19 protein-coding genes and 1 tRNA gene are annotated in these 20,903 nt (G+C 48.7%); 8 read left to right on the forward strand and 12 right to left on the reverse strand.

Annotated features, from left to right (window positions below; translation table 11 throughout):
* Positions 1-23: 23 nt before the first annotated feature.
* The 6 genes from NEV57_RS07225 to NEV57_RS07250 all read left to right on the forward strand — a co-directional run bounded on the left by NEV57_RS07225 (position 24) and on the right by NEV57_RS07250 (position 7,525).
* Complete coding sequence (locus tag NEV57_RS07225) at positions 24-1,331, forward strand: amidohydrolase (RefSeq protein WP_257657639.1); 1,308 nt, start codon at positions 24-26, stop codon at positions 1,329-1,331.
* Between the two features lie 219 nt (positions 1,332-1,550).
* On the forward strand, positions 1,551-2,915 hold the full coding sequence (locus tag NEV57_RS07230; protein ID WP_257657640.1) for a M23 family metallopeptidase: 1,365 nt from the start codon (positions 1,551-1,553) through the stop codon (positions 2,913-2,915).
* A 192-nt stretch (positions 2,916-3,107) separates the two neighbouring features.
* Positions 3,108-3,968, forward strand: a complete 861-nt coding sequence (locus tag NEV57_RS07235) for an AraC family transcriptional regulator (protein WP_257657641.1) — start codon at positions 3,108-3,110, stop codon at positions 3,966-3,968.
* Positions 3,969-4,179: 211 nt separating this feature from the next.
* Positions 4,180-5,535: an amidohydrolase gene (locus NEV57_RS07240; protein WP_257657642.1), complete on the forward strand. Its 1,356-nt coding sequence runs from the start codon at positions 4,180-4,182 to the stop codon at positions 5,533-5,535.
* A gap of 2 nt (positions 5,536-5,537) precedes the next feature.
* Positions 5,538-6,200, forward strand: coding sequence for an ankyrin repeat domain-containing protein (locus NEV57_RS07245; protein ID WP_372340070.1), 663 nt, complete (start codon positions 5,538-5,540; stop codon positions 6,198-6,200).
* Positions 6,201-6,262: 62 nt separating this feature from the next.
* Complete coding sequence (locus NEV57_RS07250) at positions 6,263-7,525, forward strand: amidohydrolase (RefSeq protein WP_257657644.1); 1,263 nt, start codon at positions 6,263-6,265, stop codon at positions 7,523-7,525.
* Between the two features lie 296 nt (positions 7,526-7,821).
* Here NEV57_RS07250 and NEV57_RS07255 read toward each other — a convergent pair whose 3' ends face one another.
* From NEV57_RS07255 to NEV57_RS07280, 6 genes are all read right to left on the reverse strand, one after another.
* Positions 7,822-8,847, reverse strand: a complete 1,026-nt coding sequence (locus NEV57_RS07255; RefSeq protein ID WP_257657645.1) for a hemin-degrading factor — start codon at positions 8,845-8,847, stop codon at positions 7,822-7,824.
* Positions 8,848-8,871: 24 nt separating this feature from the next.
* Positions 8,872-9,663 (reverse strand): heme ABC transporter ATP-binding protein, encoded by a 792-nt coding sequence (locus NEV57_RS07260; RefSeq protein WP_257657646.1) that lies wholly within the window; start codon positions 9,661-9,663, stop codon positions 8,872-8,874.
* A gap of 124 nt (positions 9,664-9,787) precedes the next feature.
* Positions 9,788-10,837, reverse strand: a complete 1,050-nt coding sequence (locus tag NEV57_RS07265) for a FecCD family ABC transporter permease (RefSeq protein WP_257657647.1) — start codon at positions 10,835-10,837, stop codon at positions 9,788-9,790.
* Complete coding sequence (locus tag NEV57_RS07270) at positions 10,834-11,700, reverse strand: heme/hemin ABC transporter substrate-binding protein (protein ID WP_257657648.1); 867 nt, start codon at positions 11,698-11,700, stop codon at positions 10,834-10,836. Before NEV57_RS07270 ends, NEV57_RS07265 begins: the two co-directional genes overlap by 4 nt.
* Before the next feature lie 109 nt (positions 11,701-11,809).
* Positions 11,810-12,901: an HmuY family protein gene (locus NEV57_RS07275; RefSeq protein WP_257657649.1), complete on the reverse strand. Its 1,092-nt coding sequence runs from the start codon at positions 12,899-12,901 to the stop codon at positions 11,810-11,812.
* A 40-nt stretch (positions 12,902-12,941) separates the two neighbouring features.
* Positions 12,942-15,020: a TonB-dependent receptor plug domain-containing protein gene (locus NEV57_RS07280; RefSeq protein ID WP_257657650.1), complete on the reverse strand. Its 2,079-nt coding sequence runs from the start codon at positions 15,018-15,020 to the stop codon at positions 12,942-12,944.
* Between the two features lie 132 nt (positions 15,021-15,152).
* On the opposite strand from NEV57_RS07280, the gene NEV57_RS07285 reads away from it, so the two are divergent.
* Entirely contained in the window at positions 15,153-15,917 is a 765-nt protein-coding gene (locus tag NEV57_RS07285) for a copper homeostasis protein CutC (RefSeq protein ID WP_257657651.1), read from the forward strand.
* 7 nt (positions 15,918-15,924) lie between these two features.
* On the opposite strand, the gene NEV57_RS07290 is transcribed toward NEV57_RS07285, so the two are convergent.
* Together NEV57_RS07290 and NEV57_RS07295 are read right to left on the reverse strand one after the other, a co-directional pair.
* The gene (locus NEV57_RS07290; RefSeq protein ID WP_257657652.1) at positions 15,925-16,104 is read right to left on the reverse strand and encodes a spore protein; all 180 of its coding nucleotides are present in this window, start codon (positions 16,102-16,104) and stop codon (positions 15,925-15,927) included.
* A 30-nt stretch (positions 16,105-16,134) separates the two neighbouring features.
* Positions 16,135-16,205: transfer RNA gene (locus NEV57_RS07295), tRNA-Cys, on the reverse strand.
* 278 nt (positions 16,206-16,483) lie between these two features.
* Here NEV57_RS07295 and NEV57_RS07300 point away from each other — a divergent pair.
* Positions 16,484-17,131 (forward strand): porin family protein, encoded by a 648-nt coding sequence (locus NEV57_RS07300; RefSeq protein WP_257657653.1) that lies wholly within the window; start codon positions 16,484-16,486, stop codon positions 17,129-17,131.
* A 153-nt stretch (positions 17,132-17,284) separates the two neighbouring features.
* On the opposite strand, the gene rpsJ is transcribed toward NEV57_RS07300, so the two are convergent.
* The 4 genes from rpsJ to rpsL all read right to left on the reverse strand — a co-directional run bounded on the left by rpsJ (position 17,285) and on the right by rpsL (position 20,788).
* Positions 17,285-17,590 carry a 30S ribosomal protein S10 gene (gene rpsJ, locus NEV57_RS07305; RefSeq protein ID WP_090632042.1) on the reverse strand — a complete coding sequence of 102 codons (306 nt, stop codon included), beginning with the start codon at positions 17,588-17,590 and terminating at the stop codon, positions 17,285-17,287.
* Positions 17,591-17,661: 71 nt separating this feature from the next.
* Positions 17,662-19,776 carry an elongation factor G gene (gene fusA / locus NEV57_RS07310; RefSeq protein ID WP_257657654.1) on the reverse strand — a complete coding sequence of 705 codons (2,115 nt, stop codon included), beginning with the start codon at positions 19,774-19,776 and terminating at the stop codon, positions 17,662-17,664.
* 138 nt (positions 19,777-19,914) lie between these two features.
* A complete protein-coding gene (gene rpsG, locus NEV57_RS07315) occupies positions 19,915-20,382 on the reverse strand; it encodes a 30S ribosomal protein S7 (protein ID WP_257657655.1) in 468 nt (155 codons plus the stop codon).
* A 19-nt stretch (positions 20,383-20,401) separates the two neighbouring features.
* Positions 20,402-20,788, reverse strand: coding sequence for a 30S ribosomal protein S12 (rpsL, locus tag NEV57_RS07320; RefSeq protein ID WP_257657656.1), 387 nt, complete (start codon positions 20,786-20,788; stop codon positions 20,402-20,404).
* Positions 20,789-20,903 lie beyond the last annotated feature (115 nt).

Below are 20,903 nucleotides of genomic sequence, written 5' to 3' on the forward strand. Positions count from 1 at the left end.
AGCGCTAAATAAACCCTAAAAATATGAAAAGGACCATATCGGCTTGCCTTTTGGGCGTTCTTTTTGCGACTGCATTGCATGCCCAGGAGCCGGCATACCGGGCACGTGTGGATGAACTGGCCAGTGGCATGGAAGACCGGGTGATCGCCTGGCGGCGGGATTTTCATGAACATCCCGAACTTGGCAACCGCGAGACCCGTACAGCCACCATCATTGCGGAACACTTGCGCTCGCTGGGCATGGAGGTGCAGACCGACGTTGCCAAAACGGGCGTTGTCGGTATTTTAAAAGGCGGAGCACCCGGGCCGGTGGTTGCACTACGCGCAGACATGGATGGCCTCCCGGTTACGGAAACCACGGACCTGCCATTTGCATCCCGGGTCAGAACGGAGTATAACGGTGAAGAGGTGGGTGTTATGCACGCCTGCGGACACGATGCCCATATGGCCATGCTTATGGGTGCCGCCGAGGTTTTATCGACCATGAAAGCCGATATCCGGGGGACGGTGAAGTTTATTTTTCAACCAGCAGAAGAGGGGGCGCCAGTTGGCGAAGAGGGAGGAGCCAAGCTGATGGTGGCGGAAGGTGTGCTGAAGCATCCTGATGCTGATGTCATTTTCGGACTTCACATCAACTCACAGATTGAAGTGGGGAAAATCGGCTACCGGCCGGGCGGTACAATGGCCAGCGTCAACGATATGAAAATCACAATTAACGGCAAATCTGCCCATGGTGCGGATCCCTGGTCATCTGTTGATCCGATCGTCGTAGCTGCCCAGGTAATCAATAACCTCCAGCCCATCATCAGCCGCAACCTGAATGTGACCCGAAATCCCGGTGTGGTTACCATCGGTGCTATTCATGGGGGCAACCGCTCCAATATTATTCCGTCAACTGTTGAAATGCTGGGAACCATCCGGGCGTTGAGTGCGGCAGACGAACAGTTGATTGTCAACCGGGTGAAACAGGTGGTTACTAAAACAGCCGAAAGTGCAGGAGCGGAGGCCGAAGTGCTTATTCCGTTCAGTATGCGCTATCCGGTGACGTACAATGATCCGGAACTGACTGAAAAAATGCTCCCTTCATTGAAGCAAACCGCCGGAGAAGCGAATGTGTTTCTTCGTGAAGCGGTAACGGGTGCTGAGGATTTTTCCTTTTTTCAGGAGGAGATACCGGGATTGTATTTCTTTTTGGGCGGAATGCCGAAGGGACAGGACCCTGAAGCAGCACCCTCGCACCATACACCCGGGTTTTATCTTGATGAAAGTGGTTTTTTATTGGGTGTCAGGGCATTATCAAACATAACGCTGGACTATCTTGCTCAGGAATAACTGCGGCAGTAAGCCATCGTGTTGTGCGGAAACCGGACCCTCGAGTTACCTTGATAACAGCAACAAATATGTTAAAGTTTGCCGTTAATACAATAAAATTGTTTTCTTTGTGTTTCTAAAAATAAAGTGGGGCAGTGACATGTGTGTGAATGAACTTGCCAATTACTTACAGTAAATACCGAATCAGCTTTTGGAGATGCTGACTACCTACAAGAAAAAATGACTTTAAAAAAGAATGTACTGGCACTTTTAGTGCTCGTTGTCCTTGTATTGGGCGCCGGTTTCATTGTTTTTTCCTCGTTTGATACTACTCCCGAAACCTTGTCGGAGACCGCTGGGCAGCAGGATGCCGCTGCAGAGCAGCAATTGGTTTTCGGACTGTCCGCCGACACTTATCAGCTGGAACAGCATCAGGTGAGGCGGAATGAGTTTCTTTCCGATATTTTACAGCGATATCATGTCGATCTGCCGACGATCTCGGCCATCGCCGCAAAATCTAAACCGGTCTACGATGTCCGGAGGATCGGGGCGGGGAATCAATACACGGTTTTTAAAGACAATGCCGGAAAAGCGGCTTATTTCGTATACCAGCCGAATGCGGTTGATTATATCGTATATGATCTGCGGGATACCATTGCGGTTCATGCCGGCCAGAAAGAGGTAGTTACCCAGATAGAAACGGTGGCGGGCATAATCAACAGCTCGCTTTATGAAACGTTGCAGAAAGAAAACGTGAACCCGGACTTAGCTGTTCAGCTGGCCGAGATTTATGGATGGGCGGTTAATTTTTACCAGATTAATAAAGGCGACTGGTTTAAACTCGTGTATGAGCGCAAATATGTGGAAGGCAATCCCATAGGCGCCGGGAAAATCATATCGTCGGTATTTGCACACGATGGGGAGGAATTCCAGGCTTATTATTTCCAGCCGGATGACGGTACCGACGGCTCCTATTATGATCAAAACGGCAAAAGTCTCCGCCGGACATTTCTGAAAGCACCGCTGAAATATACCCGCATTTCATCGCGCTATACCATGCGGCGGTTCCACCCGGTGCAACGCCGCTGGAAAGCACACCTGGGAACGGATTTTGCCGCCCCGCACGGTACGCCAATTGTAGCGACGGCTAATGGCGTGGTTGTCGAGGCTACTTACAGCGGCGGCAACGGCAACTATGTGAAGGTACAGCACGATAACGTGTATACCACCCAGTACCTGCACATGAGCCGGAGGGCGGTGAAGCGTGGTCAACGGGTGAGTCAGGGACAGGTTATTGGCTATGTGGGCAGTACCGGACTGGCTACCGGCCCGCATGTGTGCTACCGGTTCTGGAAACACGGCCGACAGGTGGATGCGCTGGCACAGAAATTTCCGCCGTCTGTCCCCATCGCGGATAAATACCGTACGGCTTTCACACGGTTGCTCAACACACAGCAGTATGAACTGGCCCGCCTGAATTTTGAAGCGGAACCCAGTAACCTGGAGTTGTATGGCAGCTTCAGTTTCAAGATGGAGGATCTCTTCGCTCAATCGGAATCAGCAGAACCGGCTGCCGATGAACACCTTGATATCACAATGCTGTAATAGCCATGTAACCCCAGCTGATTCCGCTGCGGTCACCGAAACGTGACCTGCCAATTGATGCGTTCGTTGTTGCATAAACATTCCGATTTTTTTTATAAATTTCACAATCGTAAACGCTGGGCGTTTAGGGTCGCTGTTTCTCAATAGGGAAAGCGATCCGGCTGGCTGTATTGCTAATGGCAAATGGTTGATATGGAGCATATACATGAAACAGGTGGTACTGCCCCTAATATCGGTATAGCGGGCTTCCGGAAAGACCAGGCCGCCGGGCGCGAAGAGATCCTGTTTAATGAGCTCCACGGCGAACGGCACATCGAAAAAGCACATAAGCATGATTTTTTTATCATCATACTCTTTGACCGGGCCTCGGGTGTACATACCATAGATTCCGTAGCGTATCCATTGGGTAACCATGAGGTGCATGTGTTGTTTCCGGGGCAGATCCACAAATGGGATATTGAGCCTGGAACAATCGGATATCAGCTAATGGTAGAACGTCCGTTTTTTGAACAGTTTGCTCCGTATTTCCGATTTTCTTTTACCAATTACCAGAACCATCCGGTAATCCGGCTGACCGACAGCGCGTTTGAGCTTTTGCTTTATGAATTCAATGCCATTAGGAATGAATTGAAGGCGGCTAATTCATTGGTGCATTTGATCAACGCGCGTGCGGCCGTCATCGCGGCCATTGTAAGCCGCGAGGCGGAGGATACTTTCGCGGAATTTAAAGTTTATCAGTCGAATCCCAGACTGGCGAAGTTTAATATGTTGATCGATGACTGCTTCAAGGAACAGAAATTTGTCGCCTTTTATGCAGATAAGCTGCATATTTCGGCCAATTACCTGAATATACTTTGTAAAAAACAATTGAAAATATCGGCTACACAGCTCATTCACCAGCGGGTCTGCATAGAAGCTAAACGATTGCTTCAGGGTACGGATTTTTCGATCAAGGAGATTGCTTTTGAATTAGGTTTTGCAGACCATGCCTATTTTTCAAATTTCTTTAAAAGCCAGACGGGGATGACACCGACCGCATTCCGGACAAAGTGATAAATTTTACAAGGAATGGCAGAAATTACCCATCGGTTTAAGGTACGGAACCATGTACCTTTGTCAATATCCCGTCCGCTGTTTTGGTAATTTACCTAACGATGAAGCATAGGTACCATTGCTGATGGAGTTAACCGTGTTTTTTCCGGTTAATACCGGAGCTCCGGCGGTTAATCGTTGTAAGTAAGTATTAACAAAAACAGGAATAAAAATGGAAAAGCCAGCAATATCACGCAAAGATTTTCTCAAAAGCTCAACACTGGCTCTGGCCGGACTGGCTGTTGTACCCGGAACATTAAAGGTAAGCCAGGGAAAGACGGTTGAAAACACAAAGGGGGGAATCGTGCAACCTGCCGGCCGCTATATGTTAAAAAACGTTCGCTTGGAAACCGGTTTTGTATATGACGGTGATGCGGTTATTGCTACGGAAACGGCACTTTTTTCGGTGACGATAGCAGACGGCAAGATTGAAGCGATAAGCCCCAATCAGCCTGATGTTGATGCAGTGGATGCGAAGGGCCTGCTGATGCTTCCGTCGTTCAGCGATATGCACATCCACCTGGACAAGACGTTTTATGGCGACCGCTGGCAGGCCGTGAGAAGCGGAGCTGGGGGCGTCAAGGGGATGATCGCGCTGGAGCAGCGGATATTGCCGGAACTGCTTGGAAATTCGACTTATAAGGCCGAAAAACTCATTGAATTACTGCAATCGAAAGGTACGTCATTTGCCCGCAGCCATGTTAACATTGAACCGACCTCGAAATTGGATTCGCTCAAGAACCTTCATGTAGCCTTAGAAAATAAGCGTAAGGTGTTCGGGGCCGAATTGGTGGCTTTTCCACAGCACGGTGTATTTTATACGGATACGGCACCTTACCTGAAAGAAGCGGCCAAAATGGATATTGATTTTATCGGCGGGGTCGATCCGTATTCAATTGACGGCGCTATTGAGAAAGCCATGGACTTTACCGTACAATTGGCTTTAGATCATAACAAGGGCATTGATATTCACCTGCATGAATCGGGCGAATCGGGATTGAAGACGGTGGAATACCTGATTGATAAGGTAAATGAAAACCCGGTACTGAAAGGAAAAACCTACGTGAGCCATTGCTTCGTATTAGGAAAACTGGATGAGGTAAAGCAGGAGGAAATGGCCGAAAAACTGAGTGCTGCGCAAATTGGCATTGTATCCACCATTCCTTTCGGATGGTTGACGATGCCGATTCCCACGTTATTGAAGCACCATGTGAAGGTAATGACCGGAAATGACAGCATTGTTGACCACTGGAATACGTTTGGAACGGGGAGTGTACTGCAAAAGGCTAATCTTGCTGCACAGCTGTATGGCCATTCAACAGAATTTGGCCTATCCAGGATGTTAAGGCTGGCAACAACCGGTCCGTTGCCGCTGGATGATAACGGGGTACAGCAATGGCCAAAAGCGGGGGATGACGCCAATGTGGTGCTGGTGGATGCGAGCTGTTCCGCAGAAGCCGTTTCACGGATTTCACCCGTCAGGTCACTGATCTATCAAGGTAATCTTGTTTTCACTGATATTGCCTAATGATGAAAGCGCTCTCTTTTTTACTGGCCCTCCTGATAACGGGGGGCTCGTGTCACTCAACAACTGGAAATTTGAACGCAGAAGGAATGCAGAATATGTTAAGCTTAGTGAGGAAAAACGATGTTCCGGGGGTGAAGGCGGCACTGGAGCAAGGTGCTGCCGTCAACACCGTAGATGAAAACAAACGTTCCCTGTTATTGATTGCAACCAATAACCGGCACACTGAAATGGCGGAGCTTTTGGTTAAGTATGGAGCGGATGTGAATCAGCAGGCCGATAATTTGGATAGTCCGTTCCTGTATGCGGGTGCAAGCGGTCAAACGGAGCTTGTTCGCTTGTTCTTGGGCCACGGCGCCCGTTTCGACGTTTTTAATCGGTATTACGGCACTGCGTTAATACCGGCCTGTGAACGCGGTCACGTAGAAACCGTCCGGTTGCTGGTGGAGACGACCGGCTATCCCATTGATCATGTTAACCGGTTGGGCTGGACAGCATTAATGGAAGCTATTGTACTGGGCGATGGAAGTGAAAGTTACCAGCAGATCGTACGGCTTCTGAAAACGGCGGGAGCAGACCTTAATATTCCTGATCACGATGGGGTAACGCCACTGCAGCATGCCCGGTCAAGAGGTTTTAGCGCAATTGTGGATATCCTGAAACCGTAGACTCCGGATACCCCACTTATTGGAAGTGAGTGGGTAATAATTGACAACGAAATCGTAATCGTATGGAAACAACATATGCCGCGCTCGCGGCGAATAAGTATACAATAAAGAATGTCCGCTTGGAAACGGCGTTTATCACGGATGAAAATGGAGTCACGGGTACGCAAACCGATTTGTTCTGCATGGAGATCAATGACGGAAAAATAACCGGGATAGCCCCAAATAATGAACACTCCGCGGATGCGGTTGACGCGAAAGGATTGCTGATGCTGCCGGCATTCAGGGATATGCACGTACACCTTGATAAAACCTTGTACGGTTTGCCCTGGCAGGCACGCTCACCAAAGCGACGTACCGTTCAGGATATGATTGCATATGAACAGGAAATCATCCCGGAGTTGCTTAAAACGTCTACCCGCCGGGCAGAATTGCTGATTGACCTCCTGCAACATTACGGTACCACGTTTGCCCGGACGCACTTCAATGTGGATACCACATCCGGGCTCCGTTCACTTGAACACCTGTTAGAAGCGCTGGATCACAAAAAGGAACGTTTTAAAGCTGAACTGGTTGCTTTTCCGCAACATGGACTTTACTACACAGATTCGGCCCCCTTGTTGAAGGAAGCTGCGCAGCTGGAACACGTAGGTTTCATTGGTGGACTGGATCCTTTCAGCATCGACGCTGCCATTGAAAAGGCAATTGATTTTACGGTTCAGCTGGCAATGGATCACCATAAGGGAATTGATATTCACCTGCACGATGCCGGAAAAGAGGGTATACGGACGATGGAATACCTAGCAGAACAGGTGCTGCAGAACCCGCAGCTACAAGGGAAGACGTTCGTGAGCCATGCGTTTGCACTGGCTTACCTCCAGCCGGATGAAATTGCACGAATTGCAGAAAAATTGGTCGAGGCCAATGTTGGAATCGTTTCTTCCATTCCATTCCACGGTGCGGTGATGCCAATCCCTGCGCTGATGAAATATGGTGTCGAGGTGCTTGTCGGCAATGATAATGTTCAGGATTACTGGAGTACATTTGGCACGGGAAATATGCTGCAGAAAGCTAACCTGATGGCTGAGTTGTATGGCTGGGTGACCGAATTTGACCTTTCCAGAACATTGGGTTTTGCTACGCGAAACGTACTTCCTTTAACCGATGACGGAACGATGCAATGGCCAAAAGTGGGTGATGATGCCGAGCTGGTATTGGTAGATGCAAGCTGTTCCGCAGAGGCGGTTTCCCGGATTTCCCAAACGGTTGCCCTGATGCATGAGGGCCGTCTTTATTGGAAGGATACCGGATACATGCGGCACGTTTGACAATGGAAGCGTTTGTGTCGGGGTAAAAAATAAACCCCGGTGATTCACATCAGCGGGGTTTCACTAACTAAACTAAACAACTATATAAAACAAACTATATATAGATTTTTATTCACGTTCATTATCAGGTAGTTCACCGCTGCCTGATGCCTGCGTCCTGGCAGACTGGTTCAAAGATATAAATTATTTAGACAGATTATAAATAAAATAAAAAAAACTTATCCTCGGCGAAAAATGGGATTTATTCAGTTATGATGCATAAAAAAAGGTGACCGTATGGACACCTTTTTCTTTTGTTAAATAGCCACGGCATAGTCGGCCACAACCTGCCGCCAGTCTTCGCGCTCCGGAATACGCGGTTTACGCTTTCCAAAAAACTGTACAATGATGTTACCGTCTTTGTCGAAGACTTCCAGGCTGGTCACGATGCCGTCTTCCGTCGGTTTTTTGACGAGCCATACGCTGGTAATGGCATCTTCACGAAGGTGCATGTTGAACTCGGGATCAAGTACGTTAAACCAGGGCCCTGTCTGCAGTAATTTTTTGGTTTTCCCGGTATGGATCTGGATACACCCGCGACTGCCAATAAACACCATGATATCCAGATCGCGTTCGGATGCGCCCTCAAGAATCCGTTTTAAGGAAGGTACGGAAATTTCCATGGCATGGCCCTCTGGAGCCAGCCGCATGGCCTGGTGACGTGCAACGCCAAACTTGCGTAACATACCGAAGAATTCGTGGGTGTCTTTCAGGTCGAGCCAGGCTTGTTGAAAACTGGCTACGTCAATTTCGCTATCAGGGGCTTCTTCCACGGTTTTATCAACCGCATTGGTTGCCAAGGGAGCACCTTGTACATCGGCTGTGTATTTTGTTACCAATGCTTCGTACGCCGGAACATCGCTTTGCTCGGTCAGGTAAATCTTGTGTACGGCTTCGCCATCCTGATCGAAAAACTGAAGACTCTGACGCTCCCCTTCGTGTACAGCAAAACCGAAATGCCATGCATTCATAAACAGCCGCAGATCGATATCAGGGTTTACAACGAGACCAACGTGTCCGTTGAATGTTGCTTTGGTATATATTCCCTTGCGCTCGTGCACAGCATGGTCGTTGCGCGTAAGTGCCATCACATAACCCAATGTGCTGATCTCTTTCAGGATATTTTCAAATTCAGGCTTCAGTGCCACGTTCCGTTCGCCGGCGGCAACCAGGTCCGCTTCAGAAACACCCAGCTGCTTGGCTGCATCACGGATGCGCACCTTGGGGTTTTCGGTTTTGAAAGCTTCGTATTGTTCCCGGAGTGATAATGTTGTATGTTCCATAATGATTTGTATGCTAATTAGTGTTTATGATTGTTCGGTCAATACCATGGAGGGAATAACCAGTGGGCACTTAAACTCTTCGTCGTCAAGTAAACGCACGCGTATATTGAATGCGTCATGGATGTTTTCGCAGCTGATCACCTGCTTTGGACTGCCAAAGCCAACACGTCTGCCTTTTTTAAGGATCAATACCTTATCGGCAAAGCGCGAAGCAAAATTGATGTCATGCAGGATGCTGACTACGCAGTAACCCCGGTCGGCCAGGCTGCGTGCCAGACTGAGAATCTGCTGTTGATAGAGCAGATCCAGGCCATTGGTCGGCTCATCCAGAAAAAGTATGCCTTCCGGTTGATCGTAGATCTGGGCGATGACACGTGCCAGCTGTACCCGCTGCTGCTCTCCGCCCGAAAGGGTATTGTAATCGCGGTTGGCAAACTCGGTAATACCGGTCTCCGTCATAACGGCCTTTACGATCTCCTTATCGTTTTCGGTAGGGGTATTGTCGAAATGCGGATACCGTCCCATCATCACCAACTCCTGTACTTTAAACGAAATAGAGATGGTGTTCTGCTGTGCCAATACTGAGCGGAACCGCGCCAGTTGATCCAGTTTGTATGTGCCGATCGGTTGCCGGCGGATGTGGATTTCGCCGCTGCTTGTTTGCAACTCCTTGCAGAGGAGTTTAAGCAGCGTGCTTTTGCCGGCACCATTGGCACCGATAACCGCCAGGAGTTCACCGGGCTGCACATCGAAACTAATGTCATCGACCAGTTTTTTTGTGCCGACCGAGTAGTGGATATGGCTAACTTCGATCATGGTTTTGTAATTCCGTTGTTTTTATTTAAAATCAGTTAAAATTATGCAATATTATTGGGATACCTTCCACACGTTGCCAAAAAAATGAAATTCCTTACTGTGATAATGTCCCATTGGCAGCTGATTAGTTGACCACACGCCGTTTCCGCTCAGCCATAATGATATAAATGAATACCGGGGTGCCAATGAGTGCTGTCAGGATGCCAATGGGCAGTTCTGCCGGCGCAACGATCGTCCGGGCAATCAGATCCGCCAAAACCAATACCGAGGCACCTAACAGGGCCGACCCGGGTATGACCAGACGGTGATCGGCAGAAAACGCCATGCGCAGAATGTGCGGGGTTACTAACCCCACGAAACTAATCATGCCCGACACCGCTACCGAGGCGCCTACACCCAGGGTAGCCAACACAATAACCAGCTTTTTCAACAGGTTCACCTGGATACCCATGTGTCCCGCCTGTGATTCACCCAGTGCCAGTGCATTCAGGGCTTTGCTGAAAAACGGCAGGGTGCATAATGAAATCAACGTGAAAGGCAGGATGCCGGTGACCGTTTTCCAGCTTGCTCCGCCGAGGCTGCCCAAATTCCAGAACGTAATATCACGCAATTCCTGATCGGTAGAAATAAAGGTCAGCATGCCCGTGAAGGAGCCGGCCAGCGCATTAATGGCAATACCGGCCAGCAGCAGGGTCGTAATGTCTGCCTTACCCTTGCCCACGGCGAGACGGTACACGATGAACGTTGTGATACAGGCCCCTACGAAAGCTGCAACAGACAGGGCGTAGTAGCCGAATAAAGCAGTCAGAACATGGTTGAAAATCCGGTTCTCCAATACGATCATCATCACCGCAAACAAGGAGGCACCGGATGAGATCCCGATTAATCCGGGTTCCGCCAGCGGGTTTCTGAACAGCCCTTGCATTACAGCCCCTGCAATGGCGAGGGTACCGCCAACCAATGCGCCCAATAATACACGTGGCAACCGTATGTTGATTAATACGGCTTCCTGTTGCGGACTAAACTGAATGTCACCGCTGAGGCCTGTGCGATACAGCATGATTGACCAAAGTTCCGACGCACTGATCTCTACCGCACCTACGCAAACTGATAAGGCGCTTGCCGCGATTAGAATCAGTGTTAGTACAACTAATATAAATCCGTAGTTTTTCACCTGATCTTCTCCGCCAGTTCCACTACGGCTTTCCCGAGGCGAGGGCCAAAGCCGGTGAGGAATTGGCCGTCCATTTCAACCACTTTTCTATTTTTCCCGGCATTGGTTTGGCTGATACCCTGCACTTCCAGCAGGCCATCAATTCCGCCCAGGCTGGATAGGCCGGAATCAAACAACAGAATGACATCAGGATTAGCCGCTACCAGGGCTTCAGCCGTAAGGGGCTTGAAATCCGTAAACCCCTGGACTGCATTTACCCCGCCGGCCAGATTAATCATCTCATCGAGCTGGGTGCGCTGTCCGGCTACCATCATGGTACCCGTACCGCGTGCATAGATAAACAACACCCGGGGTTTGCTTTGCGATTGGGCAACGATGGAATCGGCCCTGGCCAGATCTGCCGCTAATTCCCGCAGAAGAGAATCTCCTTTTGCAGGCTGACCCAGCGAATCAGCGACAGCCCGGATGAGTTGCTTTGCACCATCGGCTGAATACTCGTGGTTAAACAGGGACAGTTTTACGCCTGAAGCCCGGATTTGATCGGCTACCTCCGGACGGATCACTTCATTGATGCCGAGTACCAGATTTGGCCCCAACGCGAGGACGCCTTCTGCGGATATATCCCGGTTATGACCTATTTTCGGTTTTTCCTGCAAACTAGCAGGATAGGTGCTGGCTACGTCTACGCCGACAATATGGCTTTCCATTCCCAGTGCGACCAGTATTTCCGAAAGGGTTCCATTGGTAGAAACAATCTTTGCTGAATCAAGCCCTTGGCTTTCTCCCGTCGTTGGTGCATTGCAGGAACTGAATGCCATGCTGATGACCAGGGCAAAGCATCCGAATAGTACGTTGGTGTTCATGGATGGTAAGGTATGTGTTGTCAAGTTTGTAGTGAGGAGGCAGGGTAACCCGATTACCGGGCTACCCGACTGCGCTCCTGTGTGTTATCCGTTGCGGAAACGCTATGGTTTAGCCGCGTTTTACCAGGGTATATTCCAGTTCCGGGTAACCCCGTGTACCACCGTCTTCGGTAGTAAAGCTCGTAAAGCGAAGCTTGTACACGTTTCCTGCCGGATCCTTAATCAGGTAAAAGCGATCTTTTTTCGTGCCCACAACAATGTTCGGAGAGGGTGAGGGGGTTACCCGCCAATTCGATGCAATTACATTCCGCGAGTTGCTGAATGTGACACCACTTAAATCAGCCTCGGCGAAATCGGCATAAGTCGGTTTACCCGTACTTTCTCCATTTTCATCTTCGAAAATGACTTCGGCTGCTGACACACCACCTAAATGATTAATGAAGATCAGGTCTGAAAATGCGTAGGGGATGTATACAGATGGTCCCATAGCGGTATAATAGATGTTGTATCCCCAGATGAAATCCCAGTCGGCTTTCTTTGGCTCACCGTCTACCTGGCCCCCAGTAAATGAAACATGTTTAAAATGATAATCGCCGTCTTTTGCAATGCGCAGTGTTTCATAGTCAGTCGCATTCAGTTGTGCGTATTGCAGGGTATAGCCATTATCACCATCGCGCAGCACCCGTATTTTCCATACGTTATTTGCGTCTACTTCGCTCCCAAAAACCGTGTTTACCACATATACATTATTGTCCGCTTCGTTGGCAGCTATTTCTGCAATCACGGTATGCTCAACACGGCCAGCGGTATCATCATAAAGTGCCATCTTGGAAGGCTCATAACCTGATGCCAGTTGTGAAATATCGAAAGTTGTTGCGTTTACTTCAGCAAGATCAGTAGTTCCTGCGTCCATGGCCGATGTACCGGTCGTCCCGTTCAGGATGACCCGAAATCCGGCTCCGGAGTAGAACCCCAGATTCCAGCCAGCACGTTCCACGGAAGTTTGCTGTTCCGCACTGAGATCCACATATACAGAATTGACCGCCGAGCCGCCGCCTTCTCCGCCTTGTAGCGTAAGGGTGGTGCCGTCCGACGGTGGTGTTTCAGGGATCGGATCATTTCCGCGGGAGCACGCCGCTACCGCTATCGCAGCCATTGCACACAGGCCGACTGATTTAAGTGTGTTCATTGTTGTTTTCATGCTTTTGTCTCGTTTTTAATCATGTATGAATGGATAGCTGTTAATTCGTGTTTTTTGACCACTGGAAATTGAGGCCGAGGAAAAACGACCGGCCGTAACCCACGGGCAATGAACTGGTAGCGCCGCTGTGGGCACTGCCGTCACCCAGGGAAGAACTTTCTATCCGGGTAACATTAAAAAGGTTACGCACACCGCCAACCAGCGTCAGATAGTGGGTGATATTTTTGTTAATACTCACATCGGCATTGTGATAAGCAGCAACGGACGTACGATTAACGGTAACTTCGCCGTTGGACTGTGTCAAGGCTTCATAGCCGGGGCGATCGCCATTGTACTTGTAAAACAGGTTGATACCGGTTCCCCATTTGCGGATATAATACATGATGTTGCTATTCACTTCGGGCGACCACACCATCCCCGGAATGTTGGTTTCCGTGTCCGAAAGGCGGTTGTGGCGACCAATATAGGAAAAACCAATGCTGGCTTCCAGATTTTTCCAGTAAACGGAATTCTCAAACGTGGTGCCGACCGTGCGGAACCTGTCAATATTCACATACGTGTTCACCGCCGGATTGTCAGGAGCGACCCCAATATCGATGAGGTTGTTAAACCGATTATAGAAACCGCCCAGTGTGCTGGTGATGCGCCAATTGCCGAGCTCCGTGCCGTACCAGCTAACGTAGGCATTGAAGCTGTTTGAATACTCGGCTTTCAGGTTCTCGTTACCCCGGATGGAATGGTTTGCATCAAAAAACGTGAAATACAATTCTCGTAGTGCAGGGGAACGGAATCCCCGTGCATATGCTGCACGGATATCAACAGATTCGCTGATCCGGAATCGGGTGTTGATGGACGGGATAACCGGTGGTGCGTCATATACAGAGTTCCGGATAAAACGTAGTCCGGGCCGGATATGGAGCCATGGGGTGGGTTTCAGTTCAGAGGAGATAAAAAGGGCGTAGTCCGCGATTATCGGCGTACCAGCGATACGTTGGCCGCTGCCGGCATTACGGTTAATCTCAATGCCCGGCTGGAGGAACACCTTATCGGATATTTTATATTGCAGCGTGCCACGGAATACAAGGGAGGTGAACTGGGCTGTATCCTGTTCGCCTGCCCCCGTGGTCAGTGCCGATTCACCCGTACGGAAATTATACCGCATGGTCTTTGTACGGCGTTCATAGTCCTGATAGGAAACGGCACCTGAAAAACTGAGGCGGTCATTAATACCCCATTCGGTTTGCAGCATGTGGGTAAAGCGGGAGGTGAGGTAATTTTTGTCCACTGCCATCAGGTTCAGGTTATTTAACGCGCCCGGCATATAGATGTCCTCGTCCAGGAAGTTCAGCCGGTACCAGGTATTCACCTTCCGGTTGCGATAGCCAAGGGTACCGGATGCCAGCCACTGGTCTTTCGGATTCCAGTCGAGCAGACGCCCCTCACTGTTTCCCTGCCATCCACCAAAATTGTTCCGGCTGCCCGATACCTGCGCGAGCCATCCGCGATGCTGCCAGTCTACCGACAGGTTGCCATTATGGGTGCCCTCTTTCCGGAAAGCAGCGTATTCGTTGCCCGCACTTTCTTCCTGAATCCGTGCACCGATGACCAGATTGTTGTCTTTTGCCGCTTTTTTGGTTATGATGTTAATTACACCGGCCAGGGCATCCGTGCCATAAGTAACTGACATCGGACCTTCAACCACCTCGATGCGTTCGATATTGTTTACGTCAATCTGGCTAAGGCTCTGCTTTGTTGCGCCCCTGTCAATAAGGGGTATGCCGTCTATCAATACCTTCACATTCTGTCCGGACATGCCCATCAGCTGAATATCTGACTCGCCCAGGGTGAGGTCGTTGGAAAACCGCATACCCAGCTGGGTGTTCAGGATGTTCTCGACCGTAGTGGAAGCACGCAGGCGGATCTGTTCATTCGTGATGGTGCGCACGCGGTATACGGAATTTTTAACAGACTGTGGTTCGTATTGTCCCGTCACCACCACCTCGTCAAGGGGATTATTCTGCAAGGTGTCACCGGCGTATATCGTACGCATCTGCTGCGCGCTGATCGGCACTGCAAACAGGAGGCCAACCGAAAAGGAAAGGAGTATCTGACGGGTCATTTATTTAGACTCTGTTTAAATAACTTGGCAAACATAATCGTTATTAAGATTAATTACAAATTATATTGCAATAATTCTGTAACCATATCGTGATGATTTTCTTATTTTTGAACGTTCCGTACACTGTGTTATATGACACTTTATCAATTGGAAATATGTGCTAATAGCGTAACCTCCGCGCTGGCTGCCCAGGCAGGTGGCGCTACGCGGGTGGAGTTATGCCAGCACCTTGAGGTCGGTGGAATAACACCGTCGCACGGGCAGATCCAATTAGCCAAGCAGTTGCTCCGCATCGGTGTCCATGTGCTAATCCGGCCGCGGGCGGGCGACTTCCTGTATACGGATGTCGAGTTTGAAGAAATGAAAGCCGATATCGGGTATTGCCGGGCCACGGGATGCGCCGGTGTGGTCATCGGACTGCTCCGGTCCGACGGTTCGGTTGATGAAGAGCGCCTGCGGATATTGGTGAACTGCGCTTCACCGATGCAGGTGACATTCCATCGTGCTTTTGATCGTTGCCGTGATCCATTGGAGGCCCTGGAGGCCATTATCCGTTGTGGCTGTAACCGATTGCTCACTTCGGGCATGAAAAACACGGCATTGGAGGGTACGGCGCTAATCGGGGAATTGGTGAAACAAGCGGACGGGAGAGTGGAAATTATGCCGGGGTCGGGGATCGATGAAAATAATGTGCTGACGATTGCCAAGGCCACCGGAGCCCATTCATTCCATACTTCTGCAAGGGAGTCTGTACCTGGTACTGATTATGCGCCTACCGGTATAATAAACATGGGGAGCGGGATCAGCGTGTCATCAAAACAAAAAATCCGCCTAATAGCGGATCTCCTGAATATAAATAATATTGAAAGCCCGAATGCACCGGACCCACGAAATTAATCAGCGCTTATTTTTTTGACGCGGCCAATTTATCCAATACCGCATTGTTTTTCACAATCTGGCTGCCTGCGGGCATTTTTGAGCGGCTGCCCGCTTCGATGTTGCTGCCAAGTTTCAAAAACTGCACTTCGTTTTTTGCCACTACTTTATTTCTGCGGTCTTTTCTTTTTAAGCGTGTAACTCCCATTTTCTTATTTTTAAATTGTAAAAACAAACGAGGTCGGAAGCGGATTCGAACCGCTGTAAAAGGTTTTGCAGACCTCTGCCTAGCCACTCGGCCACCCGACCCTTTTCTAAAGGACTGCAAAGCTAAAATAAATTATTGATAATTAAAAGCCGCAACAACACCAATTCGTGTTTTAGGAGAAGAATATGGAAATCCGCATGGCATATCGGTTTAGGCTGCCGTCCGAAAAACGATAGTGTATGGAAATTTATACACCAATAACACTTCGACATTTGTTTTTTAACGTGTTTATAATCAATGGTTTTTGTATTTAGGGACGCTTATGGCGCATATCTTGCATCGATAACGGAAAAGGAGTATTGAGTAAAAAAAGAAAAGTATGAAAAAGTTAATCTTATCAATAGCAATACTGGCGTTTTCAGTAAGCGTCTTTGCACAGGGCCAGCCAATGGGTTTTGGTATCAAAGCCGGCGTAAATTTTCCGAAGTACAATTTTTCCGGAAATGATAATTCGATTGAAACAGACGCCTCCACCAATTTTCATGTAACGGCATTTCTGGATGCACCGATTTTCACTGATTATCTCTATGTGCAACCAGGTATTTCGTTACAGGGTAAAGGGGCTAAGTTTGCGGAAGGCTCTTTCATGGGAGAGGACTATCGTGTAACGCAAAATACGATGTGGCTGGAAATCCCCGTAAACCTGGTTGCCAAAGCACCTACCGGGCAGATGGGACACCTCTTTGTGGGCGCCGGACCTTACGTAGGATTCGGGCTTTCGGGAAAGAATAAGGTGACAGGAGGTAATGGAGATGCCAGCGAAGTCGGCGATTTTAAATTTGGAAGCGAAAACGATCAGAAAGGGACGGATTTTGGTCTGAATTTCATCGGTGGTTACCAGTTCAACAACGGGCTGATTATTCACGGCGGTTATGGTCTTGGACTTACCGATATTGCCCCGGACGGCGTGGGTGACGTGAAACAGACCAACCGGGTATGGTCAGTTGGACTGGGATTTGCATTGTAACGAAGAGAAGAGTGATAAACAGTGACCCCTGCCCATATGTGGCAGGGGTTTTTGTTTGGATCCGTAAATAGGCCGGATAATCGGAAATAAAAAAGGCAACTCTTTTAGAGCTGCCCTTTTTGGTTTTTTCAAGTATTGAAACCGTAAGATAGATCACACTTTGATTTCCACTTCAACGCCACTGGGCAGTTCAAGTTTCATCAGTGCATCCACAGTTTTTGAATTGGAGCTGTAAATGTCCAATAACCTTTTGTAGGCACAGAGCTGAAATTGTTCACGCGCTTTTTTGTTCACGTGCGGTGAACGCAGAACGGTGTACACTTTTTTCTCGGTAGGCAAGGGGATAGGTCCGCTTACCACAGCGCCCGTAGGTTTTACTGTTTTTACAATTTTCTCGGCAGACTTGTCTACCAGATTGTAATCGTACGATTTCAATTTGATTCTGATGCGTTGGCTCATGTTATTTATTTAAAAAAAGTGAAGGTTGCCTGTTAGAGCTATTTACAACAGGCAACCGGATGATTATACGTTTACGCGTTTACTTTACCTTTTGCTTTTGCGATGACTTCATCCTGTACATTTCGCGGTGCCTCTGCATAGTGGTCAAATTCCATAGTAGAGGTAGCGCGCCCGGATGTAATCGTACGCAGTTGGGTTACATATCCAAACATTTCTGAAAGCGGTACCAGGGCCTTAATCACCTGCGCACCGGCACGGGTATCCATGCCCTGCAGTTGACCGCGGCGACGGTTAAGGTCACCCATTACATCACCCATGTTTTCCTCGGGAGTAAGTACTTCAATTTTCATGATAGGCTCCAACAGGATGGGCTTACACTTTGGTAAAGCTTCACGATAAGCACTGCGTGCAGCAATTTCAAACGACAGTGAGTCGGAGTCGACCGCGTGGAAGGATCCGTCAATAAGACGTACTTTCAATGCGGTAAGCGGGAAGCCAGCCAGCACACCATTTGTCATGGAGCTTTCAAAGCCTTTTTGTACCGAAGGAATGTATTCTTTTGGTATAGCACCACCCACAATCTCATTGACAAACTGCAGTGGTGATTTGCTGACGTCATAGTCCTCGTCCACAGGGGATACAACGAATTGGATATCCGCAAATTTTCCACGTCCACCGGTTTGTTTCTTGTAAATCTCACGGTGTTGGACAGTTCCGGTAATGGCTTCTTTGTACGCCACCTGAGGTGCACCTTGATTCACTTCCACCTTGAACTCACGTTTCAAACGGTCGATCAGAATATCCAGGTGAAGCTCGCCCATTCCGGAAATAACGGTCTGGCCGGTCTCTTCATCCGTTTTTACGCGGAACGTAGGATCTTCCTCGGCCAATTTGCTTAAGCCCACACCCAATTTATCGACATCTGCCTGCGTTTTAGGCTCGATTGCCAATCCAATAACCGGCTCAGGGAAGTTCATGGATTCCAGCACAATCGGATGCTTTTCATCACAAAGTGTATCTCCGGTTTTAATGTCTTTAAAGCCTACAACTGCACCGATATCACCCGCACTGATGTTAGGGATCGGGTTCTGTTTATTGGCGTGCATTTGGAAAATCCGTGAAATACGTTCTTTGCTATCCGAACGGGTATTGTATACATACGATCCGGCGTCCAGGTTACCTGAATATACCCGGATAAAGCACAGACGGCCTACGAACGGATCGGTTGCAATTTTGAATGCCAGGGCAGCGAACGGCTCCTTTACATCCGGCTTACGCAACACTTCGGCGTCTGTACGCGGGTTGGTGCCCCGGATACCTTCCTGATCCAAAGGAGATGGAAGCAATTCCATAACGAAGTCAAGCATGGTCTGTACACCCTTGTTTTTGAAGGAAGACCCGCATACCATTGGAACAATGGAGTTGTCTAACACTGCTTTACGCAGCGCATCCAGCACTTCACGTTCCGTGATGGAGTTGGGATCATCAAAGAATTTCTCCATCAATGATTCGTCATATCCTGCTACTGATTCCAGTAATTTTTCACGCCATTCGGCTACTTCATCGAGCATGTCTTCGGGGATAGGTACCTCGGTAAAGGTCATTCCCTTATCTTCTTCGTTCCACACGATACCACGGTTGTTGATCAAATCAACAACGCCTTTGAAGTTATCTTCAGCGCCAATGGGGAGTTGGAGCGGCACGGCTTCAGACCCCAGCATTTCCTTAACTTGCTTAACCACTTTAAGGAAATCCGCGCCGGAGCGGTCCATTTTATTTACGAAGCCTATCCGGGCAACATTGTAGTTGTTGGCCAGACGCCAGTTTGTTTCGGATTGTGGCTCTACGCCGTCAACTGCCGAGAACAGAAATACCAGTCCATCCAGTACCCGTAACGAACGGTTCACTTCAACGGTGAAGTCAACGTGTCCGGGGGTATCAATGATGTTCATATGGTATTTTTGACCCCGGTAATTCCAGTCTACCGTCACGGCGGCCGATGTAATCGTAATCCCGCGCTCCTGTTCCTGGGCCATCCAGTCGGTTGTTGCCGACCCTTCATGCGTTTCACCGAGCTTATGGTTTACGCCTGAGTAAAACAAGATACGTTCCGTTGTCGTGGTCTTACCGGCATCGATGTGCGCGGCAATCCCGATGTTTCTTGTGTATTTTAAATCTCTTGACATGGTATTAAATGATTACCTGAGTGCATTGCCTGCATCGCAGGCGCTGTTTCAATTACTTGGCAAAAAAATACACCGATTTACCTGGGGTGTTGAGGTTCCATTTAAATCGGTGTAATTCATGCTGCGTTTTTTGTTGTATTAGAATCTGAAATGCGAAAACGCCTTGTTGGCTTCCGCCATCCGGTGTGTATCTTCCTTCTTTTTCACTGCGGCACCCTCACCTTTGGAAGCGGAAATGATCTCCGCAGCCAGTTTCTCATACATGGTTTTTTCGCCACGTTTACGGGCAAAGCTGATTAACCATTTCATGCCCAGTGCGATTTTGCGTTCCGGACGTACTTCCGTCGGCACCTGGAAGTTCGCTCCGCCCACGCGGCGTGATTTTACTTCTACGGCCGGCATTACATTATTCAATGCTTTTTTCCAGGTTTCCAAACCATTCTCATTGGTTTTCTGTTCAACCAAGTCCATGGATTTGTAAAAAATGGTATATGCAATAGATTTTTTGCCATCTACCATCATGTTGTTTACAAAACGGGTTACCTGTGTATCATTAAACTTCGGATCCGGTAAAATGATTCTTTTCTTCGGTTTTGACTTTCTCATCTTCTTATCCTCCGCTTAGTTATTTCGCTTGTCCCGGTTTGGGACGTTTGGTTCCATATTTCGAACGGCGTTGGTTACGTCCCGCAACACCGGAAGTGTCCAGGGCACCACGGATAATGTGGTAACGTACGCCGGGCAGGTCTTTTACACGTCCCCCGCGGATTAACACAATCGAGTGTTCCTGCAGGTTGTGCCCTTCACCCGGAATGTATGCGTTTACCTCTTTACCATTGGTAAGGCGTACACGGGCTACTTTGCGCATGGCTGAGTTTGGTTTTTTAGGGGTAGTGGTGTACACGCGGGTGCACACGCCTCTTCGCTGTGGACAGCTGTCCAACGCTGGAGACTTACTCTTGTCTTCCAGAGCTACTCTACCTTTTCTAACTAATTGTTGAATAGTAGGCATTTACAGTTTTTTAAATTTTGCTTTTATCCTAAACTTATTTTAAGGAGGGCAAAGGTAGTAAGTTTATTTTTGATTATCAAGGTGTTTGATAAAAAAGAATGGCTATTGCTGTTTG

The organism is Parapedobacter lycopersici (assembly GCF_024643285.1).
Taxonomy (GTDB): Bacteria; Bacteroidota; Bacteroidia; order Sphingobacteriales; family Sphingobacteriaceae; genus Parapedobacter; species Parapedobacter lycopersici.